The 19,072-nt window shown below is 45.2% G+C and carries 16 protein-coding genes; 6 read left to right on the top strand and 10 right to left on the bottom strand.

Translation table 11 applies throughout. The annotated features are described in order from the left end of the window. Positions 1-65: 65 nt before the first annotated feature. From ACO0K1_RS04760 to ACO0K1_RS04745, 4 genes are all read right to left on the bottom strand, one after another. Positions 66-269: a VF530 family DNA-binding protein gene (locus tag ACO0K1_RS04760; protein WP_423023217.1), complete on the bottom strand. Its 204-nt coding sequence runs from the start codon at positions 267-269 to the stop codon at positions 66-68. Between the two features lie 21 nt (positions 270-290). Beyond that, complete coding sequence (locus ACO0K1_RS04755; RefSeq protein ID WP_423023215.1) at positions 291-1,160, bottom strand: substrate-binding periplasmic protein; 870 nt, start codon at positions 1,158-1,160, stop codon at positions 291-293. A gap of 156 nt (positions 1,161-1,316) precedes the next feature. After that, positions 1,317-2,834 carry an aldehyde dehydrogenase family protein gene (locus ACO0K1_RS04750; protein WP_423023364.1) on the bottom strand — a complete coding sequence of 506 codons (1,518 nt, stop codon included), beginning with the start codon at positions 2,832-2,834 and terminating at the stop codon, positions 1,317-1,319. Between the two features lie 132 nt (positions 2,835-2,966). Next, on the bottom strand, positions 2,967-4,058 hold the full coding sequence (locus tag ACO0K1_RS04745) for a saccharopine dehydrogenase C-terminal domain-containing protein (RefSeq protein WP_423023213.1): 1,092 nt from the start codon (positions 4,056-4,058) through the stop codon (positions 2,967-2,969). Positions 4,059-4,310: 252 nt separating this feature from the next. On the opposite strand from ACO0K1_RS04745, the gene ACO0K1_RS04740 reads away from it, so the two are divergent. Next, positions 4,311-4,757, top strand: a complete 447-nt coding sequence (locus ACO0K1_RS04740) for an Lrp/AsnC family transcriptional regulator (RefSeq protein WP_423023211.1) — start codon at positions 4,311-4,313, stop codon at positions 4,755-4,757. Positions 4,758-4,920: 163 nt separating this feature from the next. On the opposite strand, the gene ACO0K1_RS04735 is transcribed toward ACO0K1_RS04740, so the two are convergent. Both ACO0K1_RS04735 and ACO0K1_RS04730 read right to left on the bottom strand, forming a co-directional pair. Continuing rightward, positions 4,921-5,256: a hypothetical protein gene (locus ACO0K1_RS04735; protein ID WP_423023209.1), complete on the bottom strand. Its 336-nt coding sequence runs from the start codon at positions 5,254-5,256 to the stop codon at positions 4,921-4,923. Between the two features lie 110 nt (positions 5,257-5,366). Beyond that, positions 5,367-5,693 carry a hypothetical protein gene (locus ACO0K1_RS04730; protein ID WP_423023207.1) on the bottom strand — a complete coding sequence of 109 codons (327 nt, stop codon included), beginning with the start codon at positions 5,691-5,693 and terminating at the stop codon, positions 5,367-5,369. A gap of 404 nt (positions 5,694-6,097) precedes the next feature. Here ACO0K1_RS04730 and ACO0K1_RS04725 point away from each other — a divergent pair, with 404 nt between their 5' ends. Beyond that, positions 6,098-8,383 carry a hypothetical protein gene (locus tag ACO0K1_RS04725; RefSeq protein ID WP_423023205.1) on the top strand — a complete coding sequence of 762 codons (2,286 nt, stop codon included), beginning with the start codon at positions 6,098-6,100 and terminating at the stop codon, positions 8,381-8,383. 103 nt (positions 8,384-8,486) lie between these two features. On the opposite strand, the gene ACO0K1_RS04720 is transcribed toward ACO0K1_RS04725, so the two are convergent. The 3 genes from ACO0K1_RS04720 to kbl are packed head-to-tail and all read right to left on the bottom strand — an operon-like array spanning position 8,487 to position 12,153. Then, the gene (locus tag ACO0K1_RS04720; RefSeq protein ID WP_423023203.1) at positions 8,487-9,869 is read right to left on the bottom strand and encodes an L-serine ammonia-lyase; all 1,383 of its coding nucleotides are present in this window, start codon (positions 9,867-9,869) and stop codon (positions 8,487-8,489) included. 58 nt (positions 9,870-9,927) lie between these two features. After that, a complete protein-coding gene (locus ACO0K1_RS04715; protein ID WP_423023201.1) occupies positions 9,928-10,899 on the bottom strand; it encodes an NAD-dependent epimerase/dehydratase family protein in 972 nt (323 codons plus the stop codon). Positions 10,900-10,947: 48 nt separating this feature from the next. Further along, positions 10,948-12,153, bottom strand: coding sequence for a glycine C-acetyltransferase (gene kbl / locus ACO0K1_RS04710; protein WP_423023199.1), 1,206 nt, complete (start codon positions 12,151-12,153; stop codon positions 10,948-10,950). A 146-nt stretch (positions 12,154-12,299) separates the two neighbouring features. Between kbl and ACO0K1_RS04705 the strand changes: the two genes are divergently transcribed. From ACO0K1_RS04705 to ACO0K1_RS04690, 4 genes are all read left to right on the top strand, one after another. Continuing rightward, entirely contained in the window at positions 12,300-12,872 is a 573-nt protein-coding gene (locus ACO0K1_RS04705) for a helix-turn-helix domain-containing protein (RefSeq protein WP_423023197.1), read from the top strand. Between the two features lie 218 nt (positions 12,873-13,090). Further along, positions 13,091-13,942 carry a formate dehydrogenase accessory sulfurtransferase FdhD gene (gene fdhD / locus ACO0K1_RS04700; protein WP_423023195.1) on the top strand — a complete coding sequence of 284 codons (852 nt, stop codon included), beginning with the start codon at positions 13,091-13,093 and terminating at the stop codon, positions 13,940-13,942. 108 nt (positions 13,943-14,050) lie between these two features. Further along, positions 14,051-15,511, top strand: a complete 1,461-nt coding sequence (gene thrC / locus ACO0K1_RS04695; RefSeq protein WP_423023362.1) for a threonine synthase — start codon at positions 14,051-14,053, stop codon at positions 15,509-15,511. Positions 15,512-15,767: 256 nt separating this feature from the next. After that, complete coding sequence (locus ACO0K1_RS04690; protein ID WP_423023193.1) at positions 15,768-16,970, top strand: hypothetical protein; 1,203 nt, start codon at positions 15,768-15,770, stop codon at positions 16,968-16,970. A gap of 314 nt (positions 16,971-17,284) precedes the next feature. Here ACO0K1_RS04690 and ACO0K1_RS04685 read toward each other — a convergent pair whose 3' ends face one another. Next, positions 17,285-18,979 carry an AMP-binding protein gene (locus ACO0K1_RS04685; protein ID WP_423023191.1) on the bottom strand — a complete coding sequence of 565 codons (1,695 nt, stop codon included), beginning with the start codon at positions 18,977-18,979 and terminating at the stop codon, positions 17,285-17,287. Positions 18,980-19,072: the final 93 nt, after the last annotated feature.

The following is a 19,072-nucleotide window of genomic DNA, read 5'->3' as shown; positions in this document are numbered from 1 at the left end:
TTTTATGATGTGACGGCAATGTAATCCGGCAGCCGGGTGCCGAATTAATCATGGTATTTTATTATTTATTTGACTTGCAAAAACAATTGTTCGACTTTTTCTCTCGCCCAAGGTGTCTTACGCAAAAATTTAAGGCTGGATTTTACACTGGGATCGATCATGAAGCAGCGGATCTGAATTTTTTCAGCGAGTCCATCCCATCCGTAGTCCGCTACCAGTTGCAGAAGAATGTTTTCCAGAGTAAAGCCTTCTAACGATTTTTTTTGCATTTTGCTATTTTTGCTGTTCGTTTATGGTTTGAACCAGAGTTCGGGTCGATTTAATGGCAATCTTCGACTGTCCAACAGTGGATTTCTCAATTCTATGACAGTGCGGTGTTTGATGTCGGCTTTTTGGATTGCATCACGTTGATATTTTTGAAAAATTTTTTCAAATTGTCCATTGGTGATAATGCGCTCAATACCTAATTTCAAGTCGTTGGCAAATACCGGCTTGCGGGGGGAAACGAAGAAATAAAAAGCTGTCGGATAATGTAAAACGATGTGAGTATCGATAAAAATGGGCATGCTCGAATGGCTTGCCAATTCTCCCCAAATTTCAAATATTGCTCGGGGCGAATAATCAAAACGATTGGCTGCTAACATTTTAAACATCGCTTCATAGGTGGAAGAAGAAACGACATTAAGCATATTGTTTTGTAAAATTTCCGTGTCGGGCCAATCATGAACTTGTCCGGCGTCAAATTTTTTCAAATCGTTCAACGATTTTACCTGGCTTAAAATATCTTTATTTTTGTCATTAACAAAGGCGATCCGCCAGCCCAGTAGTCCTTTGTCTAAAGGTATGCGAATAGGTATTAATTTTGTTTCTCGCTCATTCGTCGACATTGTCCAAACAAGATCGATTTGGCCATAGGGGGATATCGCTTCATTGATGGAGCGTGTCTGAGGATATGCCGCTGCGCTAGGCACTGGCTGATATTTTCCCGGAAATTCGCGTAATGCGGTGTTTAAAATCTCAAGAATAAAGTCAATATGCGGATCAATTTTTGCTGTCGAGCGGGGGTAGTAGATAGTCTCGCTGCTACTGGCGTCGTTGCTCATTAGCGCAATGAAAAACGTAAAGATGAGCAAGAACTGCGACAGGGAATGTTTGGACATTAGCGACAGGTCTGCAATTTTCAGGAAAATGTTAAATGGATTTTATCTGAAATTGCTACAAATAGTCTAATTGAGCGATAAATAAAAAACTGCCAGATTAAATCTGGCAGCTAATCTGTCATTACCTGGTGATTACATGGTGATTACCTGATCACTTCAAATATCAAAGCTAATTCCTTGTGCGAGCGGTAAAGCATTACTGTAATTGAAAGTGTTGGTCGTGCGACGCATGTAGGCTTTCCACGCATCTGAACCAGATTCTCTTCCTCCACCCGTTTCTTTTTCGCCGCCAAATGCACCGCCAATTTCTGCGCCAGATGGTCCAATGTTGACATTGGCGATGCCGCAATCACTACCAACTGCAGAGACAAATTTTTCTGCTTCACGCATGTCTGTAGTAAAGATCGACGATGATAAGCCTTGTGGCACTTCGTTGTTCCAATCGATCGCCTGTTGCAGATCAGTGTAGCGAACGATGTACATGATTGGCGCAAAGGTTTCGTGATGCATCGACGCAGTTTGCGTTGGCATTTCAACTAAAGCTGGTTGAGCGTAAAAACCTCTTTCGCAACCCGAAACGTTTTCGCGATTTCCACCGAAGATCTGACCTTGCTCATTTTTTGCTACCGCTAATGCGCTTTGCATGGCGTCAAACGCTGCGCTATCAATCAGCGGTCCAACAAGCGTGGACTTGTCGAGGGGGTTACCAATTGGTAAGCCAGCGTAAATTTTCTTCAATCGAGGTACCAGAGCATCATAAATACTGTCATGTACAAATAGACGGCGCAATGTCGTGCAGCGCTGTCCAGCAGTACCTACGGCTGAAAAGGTGATGCCCCGTACAGCCATCTCGAGATCGGCGCTGGGGGCAACGATCATCGCATTATTGCCGCCCAGTTCCAGGATTGTTCGGGTTAAACGTTTTGCACAGACCTCGGCGACTTGGCGGCCCATGCGCGTACTGCCCGTGGCACTGACCAAGACGATGCGTTTATCATTAACCATTTGTGCGCCCGTTTCGCGGTCGCCGATAATTAGTTCTGCCAGACCTTGTGGTGCGTCATCACCAAATTTGGCAACGGCTTTCATGAACAAGGCATGGGTAGCAATTGCGGTGAGCGGTGTTTTTTCGGATGGTTTCCAGGTTACGCTATTACCGCAAACGAATGCTAACGCAGCATTCCATGCCCACACTGCGACAGGGAAGTTAAACGCGGAAATGACGCCAACAACGCCAATTGGATGCCATTGCTCCATCATGCGATGACCTGGACGTTCTGAGGCGATTGTCAAGCCGTATAACTGGCGCGAAAGACCCACAGCGAAATCGCAAATGTCGATCATTTCTTGAACTTCGCCGAGTCCTTCTTGCAAAATTTTGCCAGCTTCGAGTGTGACAATTTTACCTAGTACTTCTTTGTGGGTACGTAACTCTTCACCAAATAAACGCACCAGTTCTCCTCGGCGTGGTGCGGGCACTTGACGCCATTGCTGGAATGCATTGTGTGCTCGGTTGATGCGTGCCTTAACGTCGTCTGCTGAGTCTGACCGTAAAGTCGCCAAGGTTTTACCATCAATAGGTGAAATGCTAGCGATGTCAGAGCCTTGATAGTCGCTTAATTGAACACCCAGGCTAGTAAGTAATGTGTGCAGTGTGGAGTTATCCATGATCATCGGTTCAGAGTGTGAGATGGCGTTAGTTTTCAATCTGATGAAGCAAGCGCCATGCTGGGATGAAAAAGTTTGTATCAATCAAGAACTGGTCTGTTTACCCCAGTTCTTTGATTGTATTGCCAGATGCTTCGATTATACGGCGTAATATTTGCCGAAGCGATTAGCCAGAAAATCCGATAGATTCGTTTGTTCCTGGCGCACCAAACCGTGCTGTGGCAGCTTGCCAGTGACAACCAGATCGACCATGGCGCAAATACCTGAGGCGGTAGTGAGCTGGATTGCAGATAACAACTGCCCATTCACATTTTGAGCGTAGATTTTTTTTGCATAGGATTCTTGTTCCAGGCGACCTGCACGCATACCAACCACACTCACAAAAACCAATACAACGTCTTGTTTGGTCATAGGGATGGAAGTTTCTAATACGTCCTTCAGAATAGGGCGACGCTCTAGTTTGCCTAGCTCAAGATCGCGAATCAGCATTTTTACAATGTCGCGATGGCCGGGGTAGCGAACTGTTTTATAGTTCAGATTCTGTACTTTGCCTTGCAGACTTTCACATAAAGTGCCGAGGCCGCCGGATGTGTTGAATGCTTCATAGTCAATGCCATCGAGCGAAAAGTGTTCGATTTCTTCGAGTGCCGCTGTTTCACGTAAATGGCCATCCACGATCGCTTCGCAGGGATTGCAGTATTCGTTAATGAGGCCGTCGGTGCTCCAGGTCAGATTGTACTTAAGAGCGTTGTTTGGAAACGTAGGTAAAGCGCCAACGCGCATGCTTACATCGCGGAGTGAATCAAATTTTTTTGCTACATCGTTAGCAACGATGGAGATAAAACCTGGTGCCAGACCGCACTGCGGAACAAACGCGCAATCCGCACCCTCAGCGAGCAATTTTACGATGCGAGTACTTTCAACGTCTTCCGTTAAATCGAAGTAGTGCGAATTTGCTTCGAGCGCGGCACCTGCAATGATCGGCGTCAGAAAATAGGGACAGGCCGACAACGTCACTTTGTGGCCGCGAATCAGTTCCGTTACGATTGCTTTGTCGCCAAGATCGGCGAGGACGACGCGCGTATGTGGAAACGCTGCTTGTTCAACATATTTGAGCCGTTCAGGATCTCGGTCTGCAACGGTGATTTCGTAATCGCCCGTATGTGACAGCAAATTGAGAATCGCATCGCCAATTTTGCCCGCGCCGAGAAGTATGAGTTTCGTTGCCATGATTTGTCTCCGGAAATTGTTATTTAGCGTTACTGGGAAAGATGTTTTGGCAAAAAGTGACGTAAGACGCTGCATAGAAATGCTCCAAAATCGTCACGAACTTGCGCAGGTACTTTTCTCATCCCAGAGTGTTGTTTAATTTGTTCCTGAGGTAAGTCTAGACGGAAGTTTTGTCAGATAATAGTGCTTAAATTATCGTCAAAATGCTATTCTTTAATACATTTTGACCAACTATTAATACAAAATGACTATATGAAGCCTGAACTTGATGAAGTAGACAACCAAGTCTTAGCATTGTTGATGGATGACGCACGTTTGCCGGTGACAACGATCGCTAAGCATATCGGTGTTGCGAGGACAACAGTGATTGCGCGGATTGCAGCATTGGAAAAGCGGGGTGTGATTGCAGGTTACGGCGTTAAACTCAATCAAAAAATGGTGCAGCCCTCTGTCCGTGCCTATGTCGGCTTATCTGTTGAAGCACGTTACGCGACGGCATTGATTAAGTATCTGCAATACTTACCAGAGACTGAAACTTTATGCGCTGTAAGTGGCGCAATTGATTACATGCTGACTTTGCGCTGTGATACGACTGATACGTTGGATCGTTTGCTTGATCAGATAGGGGCTATGGATGGCGTGCGACAAACGTCAACGTCCATCATTTTGAGTAAGAGAATCGACCGCAGTGCGATATAGACTTTAACTCGCGGAAAATACCAGAGCAATTTAATAACAAGAGAAGACACGTTGGGTAAGTATCTTCAGAATCCCATTGCTCACCATCGTATTTCTATGCAATTCTTTGCTGTTTTTTTTGCTGACCGTATGGGATTACGGATTCGGTGCTCACGACCTAAAACTAAGAATTATTAGCTGGCTTTGTTTGATTCTTCTTGGCGACAACACTTGGTTTTTTCTGCGTTGCACTCGATGTTGTACTGTCAGTGAACAGATTGTTTGACTGCATCAAAATTTGCAGATGCACCGAAGCCCGATCGACGCCGCTTCTGTCCCACGTATTTGCTGTTGGTGGTGCATCAACCGCAGTCGCAACTACAGGTTCTGTCTGTGTATGTTCTTGTTGTGCCTGAGGAATGGATAGCGATGCCATTGCGTAGGCATTGCCCAGGAACAGTGCAGGTAACATCAACACAGCAATAGAGATGAGGCTGAAACGTATTTTCTTGTTGAACATGACTACCTGCTTTTTAAGTATTCGACTAAAAACCTAGAAGGAATGGGGAAGTAAATATTGAATTGACTCAAATTTTCTACTTCGAGATGTTTTTTTAAATTATCAAATTATCAAATTATTAATGATAATTTTTTATTATTTTTAGTTTCGTGATGTAAGATTTTACTATCAACCTGATTGTTTGCAAGGTTTTGTTCGTTATTCATAGTATTGAGGCGTTTTCCTTCAATAACGACAGTTTGTATTGCTGCTGCGTTTTGCGCTAAGTCATAGGCAACTTTTTGTTCTTGAGTCATTCTTTCTGCCGTAATGAATACACTCGGTATGGCAGAAGTTTGTGTACTTGAACCTCGATTAAAGTGATAACCGCCAATAATGGTAGCAGTAATTGCTAAAAAAGTTAATAGACTTGCATTAAAATTTCGTTTGGTAATCATGTTTTTTCCTTATTTGACGCATTTAAAGAAGATCACGAATTTGTTGCGGTAAATTGCTTCGCTAAAGCCATTTATCGCCATACAACGTTGATCCTAAATCTACTTTTGATGTTCTCACTGTAGATATAATGCTTATGAGTGGCTAGTACTGTGCGATGAAATGCACATTTGTCGGGATGAGTTCAATTTAAACGGCACTGAAATGAAGGTGCCGATGATGAAGGTCGCGATGTCTGACGTTGTTGAGGCAAACATGATTAGATATTTTATCTGGCGTGGAACTTATTCAATTCAGACTAAATTCGTTTCTGCCATTGGTTAAAAAATGCTGTCTTTTTGTAGGTTTTATCTTGTCAAAAAAATTGTTGCCAACATTCTTTTCTAAAATGCAACCTGGGACGCGAATGCGACTAGCCTACCGCGTGCTTTTGTGCGCGCCCATTTTTGCCTTATGCCTGCCTGCCACTGCGCAAGTACAAATATGGGGAAGCTATCCGGCCATACCGCGTTTTGAGTCAGATGTGCCTACTTCTGATCGCCATGAAGTAAGTCAAATTGATCCTTTGCGTGGCTTGCAACGCTTGGATGATCCTCAGGTACGGTTGTGGCTGAAGAAGCAAAATGTCTTAAGTTCCCAACTTCTGGAACGCATTTCTGGCAAAGATGAATTGTTGTTGCGCATACGCGATTTGAAAAATGCTGAACTGAAACAGTCAATAAAGCAAAATCTCATCAAGAACGACCTTGGGAATGTATCGGAAAATTCTTCGGCGTCGTTAGCGTCAGGGTCACCGTTATCATCGCCACGGCTCTTAGCGAAGGCAAAAGCTCAACGCATTGAATTCGCCACCAATGATTATTTGTTTTATGCCATCGTTGGTTCTGATCAACGTGCCAGGTTGATTATGCGGCAGACCGGCGTCGGCAATGAACGTGTGTTGTATCTGAGTGGTGTCGGTGAAGAAATCCGTCAAATATTGCCCGCGCCTGATGTGAAAAAAATTGCTATTGTCCTGGCGGCGGCCGAAGCAGGGACAAAAATTCAAATAATTAGCGTTCCTGACGGTGAGGTCTTTAAAGACGCGATCAATAAAATACCTGACATTGACCCAGTCGATTTTTCTTTGCTTTGGACTGCCAATAATAATTCACTACTTTACAGCAGAGGCGTTCAAACAAATAGTCTTAAAAAACTTGAAATATGGCAGCATCATATTGACCGTCCGGACAAGTTTGACGATGTGGTCATTTCTGCAGACAGTAAAAATGCGACTAGTAAGCGACTCAAATTGATATCTAACGATCGCCCGGTGTTGATGAAACTGAACGGTACGCCATTGGTCTTGCTTACGATTGCCTCTCAATCTGGTGAGGCAAAGAGTTATTTCTATGTAAGTCAAACTGATGTCAAAGGGGCAGATACGCCTTGGAAAAATTTCGTAAGCTCTTCAGATAAAATTCTATCGTTATCACAGGAGGGTGGTCAGCTCTTTTTGCTTTCCACAAAAAAAGCACCTGCTGGCGAAATTTTAAAATGTGATCTCAGTGCATCGACCGCGCAGCTGCAATTAAATCAGTGTAAAGAATTCGTTAAGAGCGGGAAAATGCTGATCAAAGAAATCGCAACAATCAAGAATAACTTGTACTGGTCTGCTGATATGGATGGCAGCAGTAAATTATTTAAGCTCGATTTGCTCACCAATGTGCGTGAAGAACTGACGTTGCCTGTCGTTGGAAAATTAACTCAGTTGCGTGCAGATACGAATGCTGAATTCATCAGTTTTACCATTATTCCGCCGAATGCGACACCTGGCGTCTATTCGCTCACGCCGCGTGGAAAAGTCGACGTATTGCTCGCAAGCTTGCCGTTAAAGACGGAAGAATCAGAAAAAGAACGCAATCGCCTATCGACGGACAACCAGGAAACTAAGCAAAATGACGTGGCAAACTTAATCTTAAAAAAGACCTTACTGATTCCGGTTATTCATGGCGAAACGATATCCGTCAATGTGAGTTATTCAAAAAGCTTTGAACAAGATGCGCAACATCCTGTGTTGCTACGGGTGGCTGAGCCCGGTGTCAGTCCGGATGTTTCTATCTTGCCAGCCTGGATTGAGCAAAATGGCATGGTTGTTGATATGAATTTACACAATTCAGCGACAAGTAAACCGGATAAACGATCTGATGGGGCAGGGGACATTGTTGCTGTGGTGCGCTATTTGATGAAAGAAAGGTATGCATCCCCTAAAACCTTGGCAGCAGAGGAATTGGCGACCGCAAATACGACGTTAATCAGTGCCGTGTTACAGCAGCCAGAGCTATTTGCCGCGGTATCAGTGCGTAACATAGCCAGTGAGAGTGATTCAGCGACTTTGCCACAATTAAAAGAAAGAAAGAGTACAAAAAATTTCCCATACGATAATCTTCGGGCAGGCGTCGCTTATCCGGCAGTGTTTCTTGTAGCGGATGCCAATCGACCACTCACGCCAATGTGGATGTCCGCAAAATTGGCGGCGGGGTTGCAAATTTTAAGTACGAATAAAAATAAACCAGTGTTGTTGCAAACAACAACGCAGTCTGCTGCAGAAATCGATAATGCAGCTCAGACAGCAGAACGATGGGCATTTTTTTTATGGCAGATTGGTGAGAAGAAATTTTCTATTCAAACGCCAATGAAAGCATTGAATTAATTTAAATGATGTTGCATTAAATTTAAGTCAACATAAACTATGCTGATGATAATGTGAAAAAAATGCGCAGATTATTCTGCGCATTTTTTAACGTGAAATATGATCAGCAAGCCGCATAGTTGACAGTCACAACATGAATAGCGAGGCCACCCAACGAGGTTTCTTTGTACTTTGCCTGCATGTCATAACCTGTCTGACGCATTGTTTCGATTGCATCATCCAAAGTCACTTTGTGTGTACCGTCGCTGCGTAATGATAAGGACGCTGCGGTAATTGCTTTCACTGCGCCCATGCCGTTGCGTTCTATGCATGGAATTTGTACGAGACCCCCAATAGGGTCGCACGTCATTCCCAAATGATGTTCTATGCCAATTTCAGCGGCTGATTCGATTTGCTCGTTGGTGCCACCTAAAGCGGCCGTTAATCCAGCAGCCGCCATGGCGCAAGCCACGCCGACTTCACCTTGACAACCAATTTCTGCGCCAGATATTGAGGCGTTCTTTTTGCATAGCATGCCGATGGCAGATGCGGCTAAAAGGAAATTCCGGATTCCTTGTTCAGGATTGCTTGGTTTGCAGTCCTCTGCGTAGTAGCGCAATACAGCGGGTATGATCCCGGCGGCGCCGTTGGTTGGTGCGGTAACGACTCGGCCGCCAGCGGCATTTTCTTCATTTACCGCCATCGCATACAGACTGACGCGATGCATGCCATCGTGCGGTAAGACGTCCGCCGTTTCATTCGCAGTTCGCCAGAGTTTGGCAGCACGGCGTTGCACATGCAAACCGCCCGGTAATTCGCCGGTTAATTGCAATCCACGAGTAATGCAGTTTTTCATGACGGCCCAAATTTTATCCAGGCCAGCATTTAATTCATCATCAGTGCAATGGGTAATTTCGTTCGCACGTAACATCGTTGTGATGGAGAGCCCCGTGCGCTGACCATGCGCCAACAGATCTGCCATCGTTGAAAATGGAAATGGCACGGGTTTGTTATCGTTTTCTTGATTCGTTTCCGGATGCTCTAATTCATCCGCCGAATAAATGAAACCGCCACCAGTGGAGTAATATGCTTTTTCCTCGGTACTGCCATCGTTGTGGGTCAGGATGAATTTCATCCCATTAGGATGGCCGGGCAAAACCTCTTTTTTGTGCCAGAGGATGTCGGTATTCGGATCAAAATTGACCGGATACTCGCCGAGTAAGCGCATTTTATGTGTGCTATGAAGCTGGGCTAGTTTTTCTTCAACACTCTCAGGAGCAACTTCTTGTGGCGTCTCTCCCATTAATCCTAAGATCACTGCTTTATCGGTTGCGTGCCCGGTGCCAGTCAACGCTAATGAGCCATACAAGGCAACCTGGACTTTTTTAGCCTGAAAAAGATGCTTCGATTCCAATAAAAAGCGCCTCGCTGCGAGCATAGGGCCGACCGTATGGGAGCTCGATGGGCCCACGCCTATTTTAAATAAATCGAATACACGCATGTCCATCGTTTGTTCCTTGTCGTCTCAAATTTAAAAATTATTATGCAGCAGCTGTTTGTGTGATTCAGGCCGCCTTGTTTAACTCCTTAGTTTCGATGCGCACGTTTTTCAACATGTCGTCAACTAAGTGCTTTAACCCTACTTGTGCTTGCCAGTCCCAATCATGGCGGGCTTGGCTATCATCCAGACTCTGTGGCCATGAAGCTGCAATGGCCTGGCGACTGTCCGGAGCGTAGTGTATTTCAAAATCGGGCAAATTTTGTTTGATTGCAGCAGCTAATTCACGTGGATTAAAACTTAATCCTGCGACATTGTAAGAAGAACGTATAGAAAGTTTGGTTGCTGGCGCATCCATTAAAGAAATCGTTGCACGTATTGCGTCCGGCATGTAAATCATCGGCAATGTTGTTTCTGATTCCAGGAAGCAGCTGTAAGCTTCACCACGTAATGCAGAATGGAAAATTGCAATCGCATAGTCCGTGGTGCCACCGCCAGGAGGCGATTTGAAACTGATGATACCAGGGTAGCGGATGCTTCGTACATCAACGCCATATTTTTCAAAATAGTATTCACACAAACGTTCGCCGGCTAATTTGCTAATACCGTAGATCGTACTTGGATCCATGACAGTATATTGCGGCGTGTTCACGGCGGGCGTATTGGGGCCAAAAGCAGCAATTGACGAAGGCCAGAATATTTTTAAAGGTTTGCCCGCTTCGCCGCGGATACGTGCCAGTTCAAGGATATTGAGCAGGCCATCCATGTTCAGTTCCCAGGCTTTTAATGGTGCTTTTTCGCCTGTTGCGGATAACAATGCTGCCAGTTGATAGACTTGGGTAATAGCGTATTTCTCGACGATTTCTGTAATACGTTCAGCGTTAAGAACGTCAATGACTTCGTAGATGGCTGCACCATACAAGCTATGCGGCGTAATGTCAGCCGCAATGACGTTATTGACACCATGTTGATTCACCAAGGCCTCAACCAGCTCACTACCAATTTGACCGTTGGCACCGATGACTAATATCTTTTCCATGTTCATTCCTGATTATCTTTAATTACTGATTTATTTATTTAGTTTTATTTACTTAATTAAGCCAAGCTCACGCCCGGCTTGTGCAAAGGCGGCCAGGGCTGTGTTGAGTTGTTCTATGCTGTGGGCTGCGGACATTTGAACACGCACGCGAGCTTGACCCATCGGCACTACCGGATAAAAGAAGCCAGTCACGAATACACCGAGTTCATAAAGGCGTGCCGCAAATTTTTGTGCAATCGGTGCATCAAATAGCATCACAGGAACGACTGGATGCGTGCCCGGTTTGATCGTAAATCCAAGCACGACAATTTCACGGCGGAAGTGCTCAGTGTTCGCATGCAGGCGATCACGCAGTTCGGTAGAACTAGATAAGCGTTGGAACACCGATAAAGATGCGCCAGCAATCGATGGTGCTAAGGTATTAGAGAAGAGGTACGGGCGTGATTTTTGACGCAAAGTGTCAATGACTTCTTTGCGACCAGCAGTAAAGCCGCCCATAGCGCCGCCCAAGGCTTTACCGAGCGTGCCGGTAATAATGTCAATGCGGCCAACAACGTTGTGATGCTCATGGGTGCCGCGACCAGTCGCACCCATGAAGCCGGATGCATGGCACTCGTCAATCATGACCAATGCATCGTATTTATCAGCCAGTTCGCATATCTTATCAAGCTGCGCAATGGTGCCATCCATCGAAAAAACGCCATCTGTGACGATGATGCGATGGCGCTTATCTGCTGCGGCTTGTAATTGCACTTCCAGGTCAGCCATATCGTTATGGGCATATCGATAACGCGCTGCTTTACACAAACGGATACCATCAATGATAGAGGCGTGATTTAATGCATCTGAGATAATCGCATCATTCTCATCAAAAAGTGGTTCAAAAACGCCGCCATTGGCATCAAAAGCAGCCGCATACAAGATGCAGTCTTCGGTACCTAAAAAGCGCGCAATGGCTTGTTCCAATTGCTTGTGCACAGTTTGGGTGCCGCATATAAAGCGAACAGAGGACAGTCCGTATCCAAATTTCTCAGTGGCATCGATAGAGGCTTGAACCATCGATTCATCACCGGATAATCCCAGATAATTGTTGGCACATAAGTTGATTAGCTTACGTCCATCATCACAGGTCACTTCTGCTCCTTGGCGTGAAGCAATAATGCGTTCATTCTTAAACAAGCCCTGTTCACGCAGGTTGTCAAGTTTGCCAGCCAAGTTGCTGATGAAGTTTTGTCTGGATGTTGTTGCGCTCATGTTTATCTCCGGGATATAGGTATCTGCACTATCTGCTGTTACACTAATGTCAAAATATTTCAAAACATCTAAAATATTCGATATTTAGAACTTAAGTTCGATATATCGAATATTAATCGTACTTTTTTAATGGTGCAATAGTCTTTATGAAAAAAGTTTTGTCAAATACGCCTCCGGAAGTCGGTGCTACTTTGCAAAAAATGCGGCTGGAACGGGGTCTTACTCTCGAGGATTTGTCCAGAACAGCCGGTGTATCTAAGTCGATGTTGTCGCAAATAGAAAGAGAAAAAGCGAATCCAACGATCGCAGTCACCTGGCGTTTAGCGAATGCCTTGGGCGTTTCAATTGCAGAATTGTTATCGTCTGAAGGCCCCAAAGTCGATGACATACGCCTATTAGAGGCGCATGAAACGCCAACCTTGCCGGGCGAGCATGCTGGCTATACGTTGCGGATTCTCGGGCCGATGGAATTAGCCGGAAAATATGAATGGTATGAGTTAACCCTCGCGCCGGGTGGGGCCTTAGTGTCAAATTCACATGATCCTGGGGCTACTGAACACTTAACTGTTGTGCATGGTAGTGTTGAAGTCGAGGTTGAAGCCAGTCGTAAAAAAGTGAAAGTGGGAGCAACCGCACGCTATGATGCCGATAAAAATCATGCAATCCGCAATGTAGGTAAAACGGAAGCAAAGGCATTGCTGGTGGTGATTCACCGCTAAATTTTGTCATGTCAGGTGATTTTATCCACTTCATATTAGAATGATGACTATGTCGTGGTTTGTTTTGTGGTGCTTGTTTTGCGATGGTTGTTTTGTGATGGCTGTTACTAAACTGAAGCGCACCAAATTAGGGCGACTTGCAACGTGATGGAGGATGTGAATTCTCTGATTCATTGGCGAGCGCCGTGTGGCCTGAACAGGTAAAGGGAATTTGAATAATGTCATCGGTGGAAGAGAAAAAGTTTGGCGTTTTATCGGTCGACGTAGTACGGCATTCGTTCACTTCCCCAACGACTGTTGCCCAACCAGATCTCGTGGCCGAAGAAGTTCCGGTTGCCTTGGTGTTTAACGGTATTTCCCATGCCGTGATGATGGCGACACCGCTTGATCTTGAAGATTTTGCTGTTGGCTTTGCCTTATCGGAAAAAATAGTTGACCAGGCATCACAAATCTATGACCTTGAAGTCGTTAATGCGCATTCGGGAATTGATCAACTTGGCATTGAAGTACATATGCATATCGCCCAAGCCTGTTTTGCACGCTTAAAGCAAAAACGCCGTAACTTATCCGGTGCAACTGGTTGTGGTTTGTGTGGATTGGAAAGTTTGCAAGCTTTGGACTTGGCAGCGGACTATTCACCTCCGGTCAATGATGTTATCTCTGTCAAACAGTCTGTATTACAAAAAGCGTTTGCTTCTTTGTCCGAGCAACAAACCTTAAATGCGCTGACGGGTTCGATGCACGCAGCGGCATGGGTCAACCTCGACGGTGAAATAGAGTTGTTGCGCGAAGATGTTGGCCGGCATAACGCTTTGGATAAATTAATTGGCAGATTGTCCAAAGATACAAAATTTGAAAAGCGGTCTGGCTTTGCCATCATGAGCAGTCGGGCGAGTTATGAATTGGTGCAGAAATCTGCCCGTGCCCAAATTCAGATTCTCGCGACCATCTCCGCCCCAACCAGTCTCGCTATTGATATTGCCCGACGTGCCGGTATTTGTTTGATTGGCTTTGTCCGCAAGTCAGGTTTTGTCATTTACACCCACCCAGAACGTTTGATTGCCGAATGAAACTCTGAATTCGCTGGGTTTACACCGAATTTGCGTTGGTTTTGAGGTGCTAAGAGCGATATAATGGAAAGAATATTCGACTCCTATCTCAATACTTTTCTTTCATCTATGCAATACGCTTCTACCCGCGGACACACCGCAGCTCAAAATTTTTCTGAAATATTGTTAGGCGGCTTGGCACCAGATGGTGGCTTATATTTGCCTGAAGAATATCCTCAAGTCACTGACGAAGAGCTCAACGCCTGGCGTCATTTATCCTATGCTGACCTTGCATTTTCAGTCTTAAGTAAATTTGCAACGGATATTCCGGCTGCCGATTTAAAAGCCATTACCGATAAGACCTACACGGCGGAAGTTTACCGTAACGCTCGTGCGGGTGACGATGCAGCAAAAATTACCCCGTTAAGAACGCTGGAGTCAGGGCATCAACGGACGTTATTGCTGCAAGCCTTGTCCAATGGCCCAACGTTGGCATTTAAAGATATGGCGATGCAATTGCTGGGAAATCTATTTGAGTATACTTTAGCGAAGAACAAAGCGGAGTTAAATATTTTCGGCGCAACTTCCGGAGATACAGGAAGTGCTGCTGAGTATGCAATGCGCGGCAAGCAGGGTATCCGTGTTTTCATGCTTTCACCGCACAAAAAAATGAGCGCGTTTCAGACCGCGCAAATGTTTAGTTTGCAAGATCCTAATATTTTCAACATTGCGGTTGATGGTGTATTTGACGATTGTCAGGATATGGTTAAAGCCGTGTCGAATGATCTCGAATACAAACAACGGCAAAAAATTGGTACCGTGAATTCGATTAATTGGGCACGCGTAGTGGCACAAGTGGTGTACTACTTCCGTGGTTATCTGAGCGCCACCATATCCAACCAACAGCGCGTATCGTTTACGGTGCCGTCGGGAAATTTTGGCAACATCTGCGCTGGCCATATTGCCCGTATGATGGGGCTGCCAATTGCCAAGTTGGTCGTCGCAACCAATGAAAATGACGTACTCGACGAGTTCTTCCGAACCGGTATTTATCGGGTTCGCAAATCGGCAGAAACTTGGCATACCACCAGCCCATCGATGGATATTTCTAAAGCCTCCAATTTTGAGCGTTTTATATTTGATTTATTGGACGGCAATGCCGCACGCGTAAAAGCCTTATTCCATAAGGTCGAAACGGAAGGCGGTTTTGATTTATCGGGCAAGCCCGGTAGCGACGGGAATGAATTCCAAAAAATCGCGCAATTTGGGTTTGTTTCAGGAAAATCAGTACATGCAGATCGTTTGCAAACAATTCGCGCTGTTGAAAAAAATTACGGTATTACCGTTGATACACACACTGCAGACGGCATAAAAGTCGCATTCGAGCAGATTGAGCCCGGTATTCCGATGATCGTTCTTGAAACCGCGTTGCCAGCAAAATTTAACGAGACAATTAAAGAAGCATTGGGACGAGATGCAGAACGTCCAGCTGGGTTTGAAAACATCGAATCATTGCCACAACGGTTTGAAGTGATGACAACGGATATCGTGAAAATGAAATCTTTTATAGCCGCAAAAACGGGGCTATGAACTTTATCTGATTGATCCTATTTGTTCAGGAGAATTGGTAGCGTAGCCGTCACCCGCGCCGTTTTCAAAGTGAGACTAAGTCCTGATAATTGGGGTTTATACCGTGATTGAAGACAAAGATTTGCGCTCCTGGTATACAAAAATGGCGACTACGGTCGCCTTTTTATTTATTCCGGTATTCCGGTATTCCGGTATTCCAGTATTTCGTTATTGCTGTCTGACGCAAAATGAATCACCTTTTTAAACCCCAGTGCCTATGAATCTTTTCTCTTATCCTAAGTTATATCGCGCACCACTCTTGCTGCAGTTGCTGGTGGTAAGTATTGGCATCGTCGCCTGCTTTGGAAGTGCGGTGTTGATATCGCTTGCAAATAATGGTGCGGTCGAGTTACTTCCGTTTGGTCTCTTATTTTTAGTTATCGGCGTATTGTTGCCGATAATCGTACTAACGTCCAAGCTGGTTTTGTTTGAAGATAAAATTAAACAATCAAATTTATTTACCAGTCGCGAACTATCGCTGCATGAACTGCAAGGCTATCGACGTCGGGTAGTGAAGAATGCGACGATGATTGATCTATTGCCGTTACGTCCAGAGCAAAAGAAAATTACGGTAACAAGACAATTCGCGGAAGATGCGCAATTCGTTAATTGGCTCCAGAGTATTCCTAATTTGGATCAGATTGACGAATTGGTGGTAGCGCAAGAAATTGAAAACGATCCGAGTTTGGGCGCAACGCCATCAGAGCGAAGTGCGAGAATTAAGCGCTGGCGCAGACGGTTAACAATCGCGATATATGTTTATCTGGCAATGTCCATCGGCATCTTTTTTACGCCTATCCAGCGTAGTATCGTTGTCGCTTACCTATTATCAGGGCCTTGGATTTGTATCGGCTTATTGGCCTATTCGAAACACTTTACGTTGATAGAGCTTGATAAAGCGAGTTTGTTAAAAAAACTCAATTTACAGCCATTATTGATGTTTTCGGCTGCGAGTTTTTGTGTTTTGTTGATCGGCATTCGTCCGGGAATTTTGGTATTCCCAATAGATTGGCAGAAACCCTTATTGATGGCTCTCATGGGTAGCTTTTTGATGACTTTATTGGTACTGAGGCTATCAAGAGGAGCAAAGCTAACATGGACAGGACTATTTGCGATAGTGCCGCCATTCGTTGTGTATGTCGGTGGTGCCTTGATTTTAATCAATACGGAATTTGATGCTCGGGCTTCGATGACCTACCGCCTCACCGTTGTTGGAAAGCATCTCACCACCGGTCGCTCTGTTGTCAATTATCTGGAAGTGAGCAGTCCACGGGCGGATTATCGAGGCGAGAGTACCTTTAAAGTTTCCGCCGAAATGTACGGCAAGACGCACATTGGTGAGCACGTTTGTGCATCGATACATCCTGGTGCACTCTCAATGCCTTGGGGGAATTTGGTTCCTTGTTCCATTGAACAGTAAAGAAGGTGCTCGGTGTCCTTATTTCTCTCGCTAAATCTCGCGAACTCTAATGGCTAAGCAATAAGCAGTAATCGCACTGCGGGTTTTTACTGTCCTACGCGAACTATCTGACGATCGATATTGCACTACGTTTGAACCCTTCTCCCGCAACTGGGAGAAGGGCAGGGATGATGGCGTTGATTGACCATAAGTACATCGGGCGCTATGACCCGCAAGTTAGCTGAGGCAAGTTAGCTGAAGCAAGTTAGCTGAAGCAAGTTAGCTGAGAGTCAATCCCAGCTTGGGTCGCCCTGACATGCTGGCGTGTTACAATGCTACGCTGTTTTATTCTCTTGCAGATCAAATAATTCGCGCATCATTTCCCGCATTTTGAATTTTTGAATCTTACCGGTAATCGTCATCGGAAATTCATTCACAAAGCGCAAATAACGAGGAATTTTATAATGTGCGATCTGTCCTTTACAAAAATCTCGTAATTCTTGTTCCGTGACTTGCTCGCCGGGACGAAGAATAATGAGTGCGCATAATTCTTCACCGTATTTTTGATCGGGAACGCCGATGACCTGGACATCTTGAATTTTTGGATGGCGGTATAAGAATTCTTCGATTTCACGCGGGTACACATTTTCGCCGCCGCGTATTACCATGTCCTTAATGCGGCCAACAATATTCACATAACCTTCATCATCCATGGTTGCCAGATCGCCAGTGTGCATCCATCCTTGTTCGTCAATGGCTTCGGCGGTTTTTTCCAGATCGCCCCAGTAGCCTTTCATCACCGAATAACCTAAGGTGCAAAATTCACCTGTTTCGCCGCGCGCAACCGTTTCACCTGAGTTCGAATCTACGATTTTTACTTGTAGATGTGGTTGCACTTGACCCACAGTGGATACCCGCTTTTCTAACGAGGTTTCGACGTTACTTTGGCAGCTGACGGGGCTGGTTTCGGTCATGCCATAGGCGATCGTGATTTCACTGATGTGCATGTCTCGCACCACACGCTTCATGACCTCAATCGGGCAAGGCGAACCAGCCATAATGCCAGTGCGCAAACTCGATAAGTCGAATTCTGGAAAGCGCGGATGATCAAGTTCTGCAATGAACATCGTTGGAACGCCATGTACGCCGGTACATTTCTCATTTTGCACGGCTTCAAGCACAGTCAATGGATCAAATGATGCGTTGGGGTAGACAACGCATGCGCCATGCGTAATACATGCAAGATTACCCATCACCATGCCGAAGCAATGATACAAAGGTACAGGGACGCATAAGCGGTCATCCTCGGTAAGATGCATCGCCTCACCAACAAAATAGCCGTTATTCAATATATTCCGATGTGTGAGTGTCGCCCCTTTTGGGAAGCCCGTTGTGCCGCTAGTGAATTGAATGTTAATGGCATCGGTGTTGTTGAGCGTTTTTGCGATGTTTGCGATGCGCTCATCCTTTGATTTTCCACGAGCCATCAATTCTGAGAAACGCAACATTCCAGGAACGTCATGCTCGCCTAAATGGATCGCTATTTGCAACGCTGGTAATCTGGTGGCCTTTAGTTGTCCTGGTGAACAGTGATTTAGTTCTGGCGCGAGTTCAGTAATCATTGCGAGATAGTCACTGCCTTTAAACTCGCACATACTGATGATTGCCTTGCAACCGACTTTGTTGAGTGCATATTCAAGCTCGGAAACACGATACGCAGGATTGATATTGACCAAAATGACGCCAATTTTGGCGGTGGCCAGCTGCGTGAGTAACCATTGCGAATTATTGTTCGACCAGATCCCCAGTCGATCGCCAGCTTGCAAACCTAACTCCAATAGGCCACTGGCAACGCGGTTCGATGCTTCCTGCAGCTCCCGATAACTCCAGCGAACATTTTCATGACATGACACCAGCGCAGGTCGATTTGGGAAACGTTCGACGATGTCATCAAAAAAATGACCGATTGTTTGTTCGATGAGTGATTGATCTGTGCTACCTGTGTCGTGACTCAAACCTCTGCTTGTCATGCAAGTCTCCTTTGCAATTGTTGGAATAATAATTTTTTATTTTGACATTTCGTATAATGCGTGGTCTGCGCTGTATCAATGTAAAGATCTTAC

This window comes from Undibacterium sp. SXout20W (assembly GCF_049340285.1).
GTDB lineage: Bacteria > Pseudomonadota > Gammaproteobacteria > Burkholderiales > Burkholderiaceae_D > Undibacterium.
This window is presented reverse-complemented; position numbering and strand designations above follow the sequence as displayed.

Bases quoted from the DNA above. Each gene is read 5' to 3' on its own strand.
- ACO0K1_RS04735 (WP_423023209.1), bottom strand. From the start codon at position 5,256: ATGTTCAACAAGAAAATACGTTTCAGCCTCATCTCTATTGCTGTGTTG.
- ACO0K1_RS04760 (WP_423023217.1), bottom strand. From the start codon at position 269: ATGCAAAAAAAATCGTTAGAAGGCTTTACTCTGGAAAACATTCTTCTG.
- ACO0K1_RS04685 (WP_423023191.1), bottom strand. From the start codon at position 18,979: ATGACAAGCAGAGGTTTGAGTCACGACACAGGTAGCACAGATCAATCA.
- ACO0K1_RS04705 (WP_423023197.1), top strand. From the start codon at position 12,300: ATGAAAAAAGTTTTGTCAAATACGCCTCCGGAAGTCGGTGCTACTTTG.
- ACO0K1_RS04750 (WP_423023364.1), bottom strand. From the start codon at position 2,834: ATGATCATGGATAACTCCACACTGCACACATTACTTACTAGCCTGGGT.
- ACO0K1_RS04740 (WP_423023211.1), top strand. From the start codon at position 4,311: ATGAAGCCTGAACTTGATGAAGTAGACAACCAAGTCTTAGCATTGTTG.
- kbl (WP_423023199.1), bottom strand. From the start codon at position 12,153: ATGAGCGCAACAACATCCAGACAAAACTTCATCAGCAACTTGGCTGGC.
- ACO0K1_RS04725 (WP_423023205.1), top strand. From the start codon at position 6,098: ATGCGACTAGCCTACCGCGTGCTTTTGTGCGCGCCCATTTTTGCCTTA.
- fdhD (WP_423023195.1), top strand. From the start codon at position 13,091: ATGTCATCGGTGGAAGAGAAAAAGTTTGGCGTTTTATCGGTCGACGTA.
- ACO0K1_RS04745 (WP_423023213.1), bottom strand. From the start codon at position 4,058: ATGGCAACGAAACTCATACTTCTCGGCGCGGGCAAAATTGGCGATGCG.
- ACO0K1_RS04730 (WP_423023207.1), bottom strand. From the start codon at position 5,693: ATGATTACCAAACGAAATTTTAATGCAAGTCTATTAACTTTTTTAGCA.
- ACO0K1_RS04715 (WP_423023201.1), bottom strand. From the start codon at position 10,899: ATGGAAAAGATATTAGTCATCGGTGCCAACGGTCAAATTGGTAGTGAG.
- thrC (WP_423023362.1), top strand. From the start codon at position 14,051: ATGCAATACGCTTCTACCCGCGGACACACCGCAGCTCAAAATTTTTCT.
- ACO0K1_RS04690 (WP_423023193.1), top strand. From the start codon at position 15,768: ATGAATCTTTTCTCTTATCCTAAGTTATATCGCGCACCACTCTTGCTG.
- ACO0K1_RS04720 (WP_423023203.1), bottom strand. From the start codon at position 9,869: ATGGACATGCGTGTATTCGATTTATTTAAAATAGGCGTGGGCCCATCG.
- ACO0K1_RS04755 (WP_423023215.1), bottom strand. From the start codon at position 1,160: ATGTCCAAACATTCCCTGTCGCAGTTCTTGCTCATCTTTACGTTTTTC.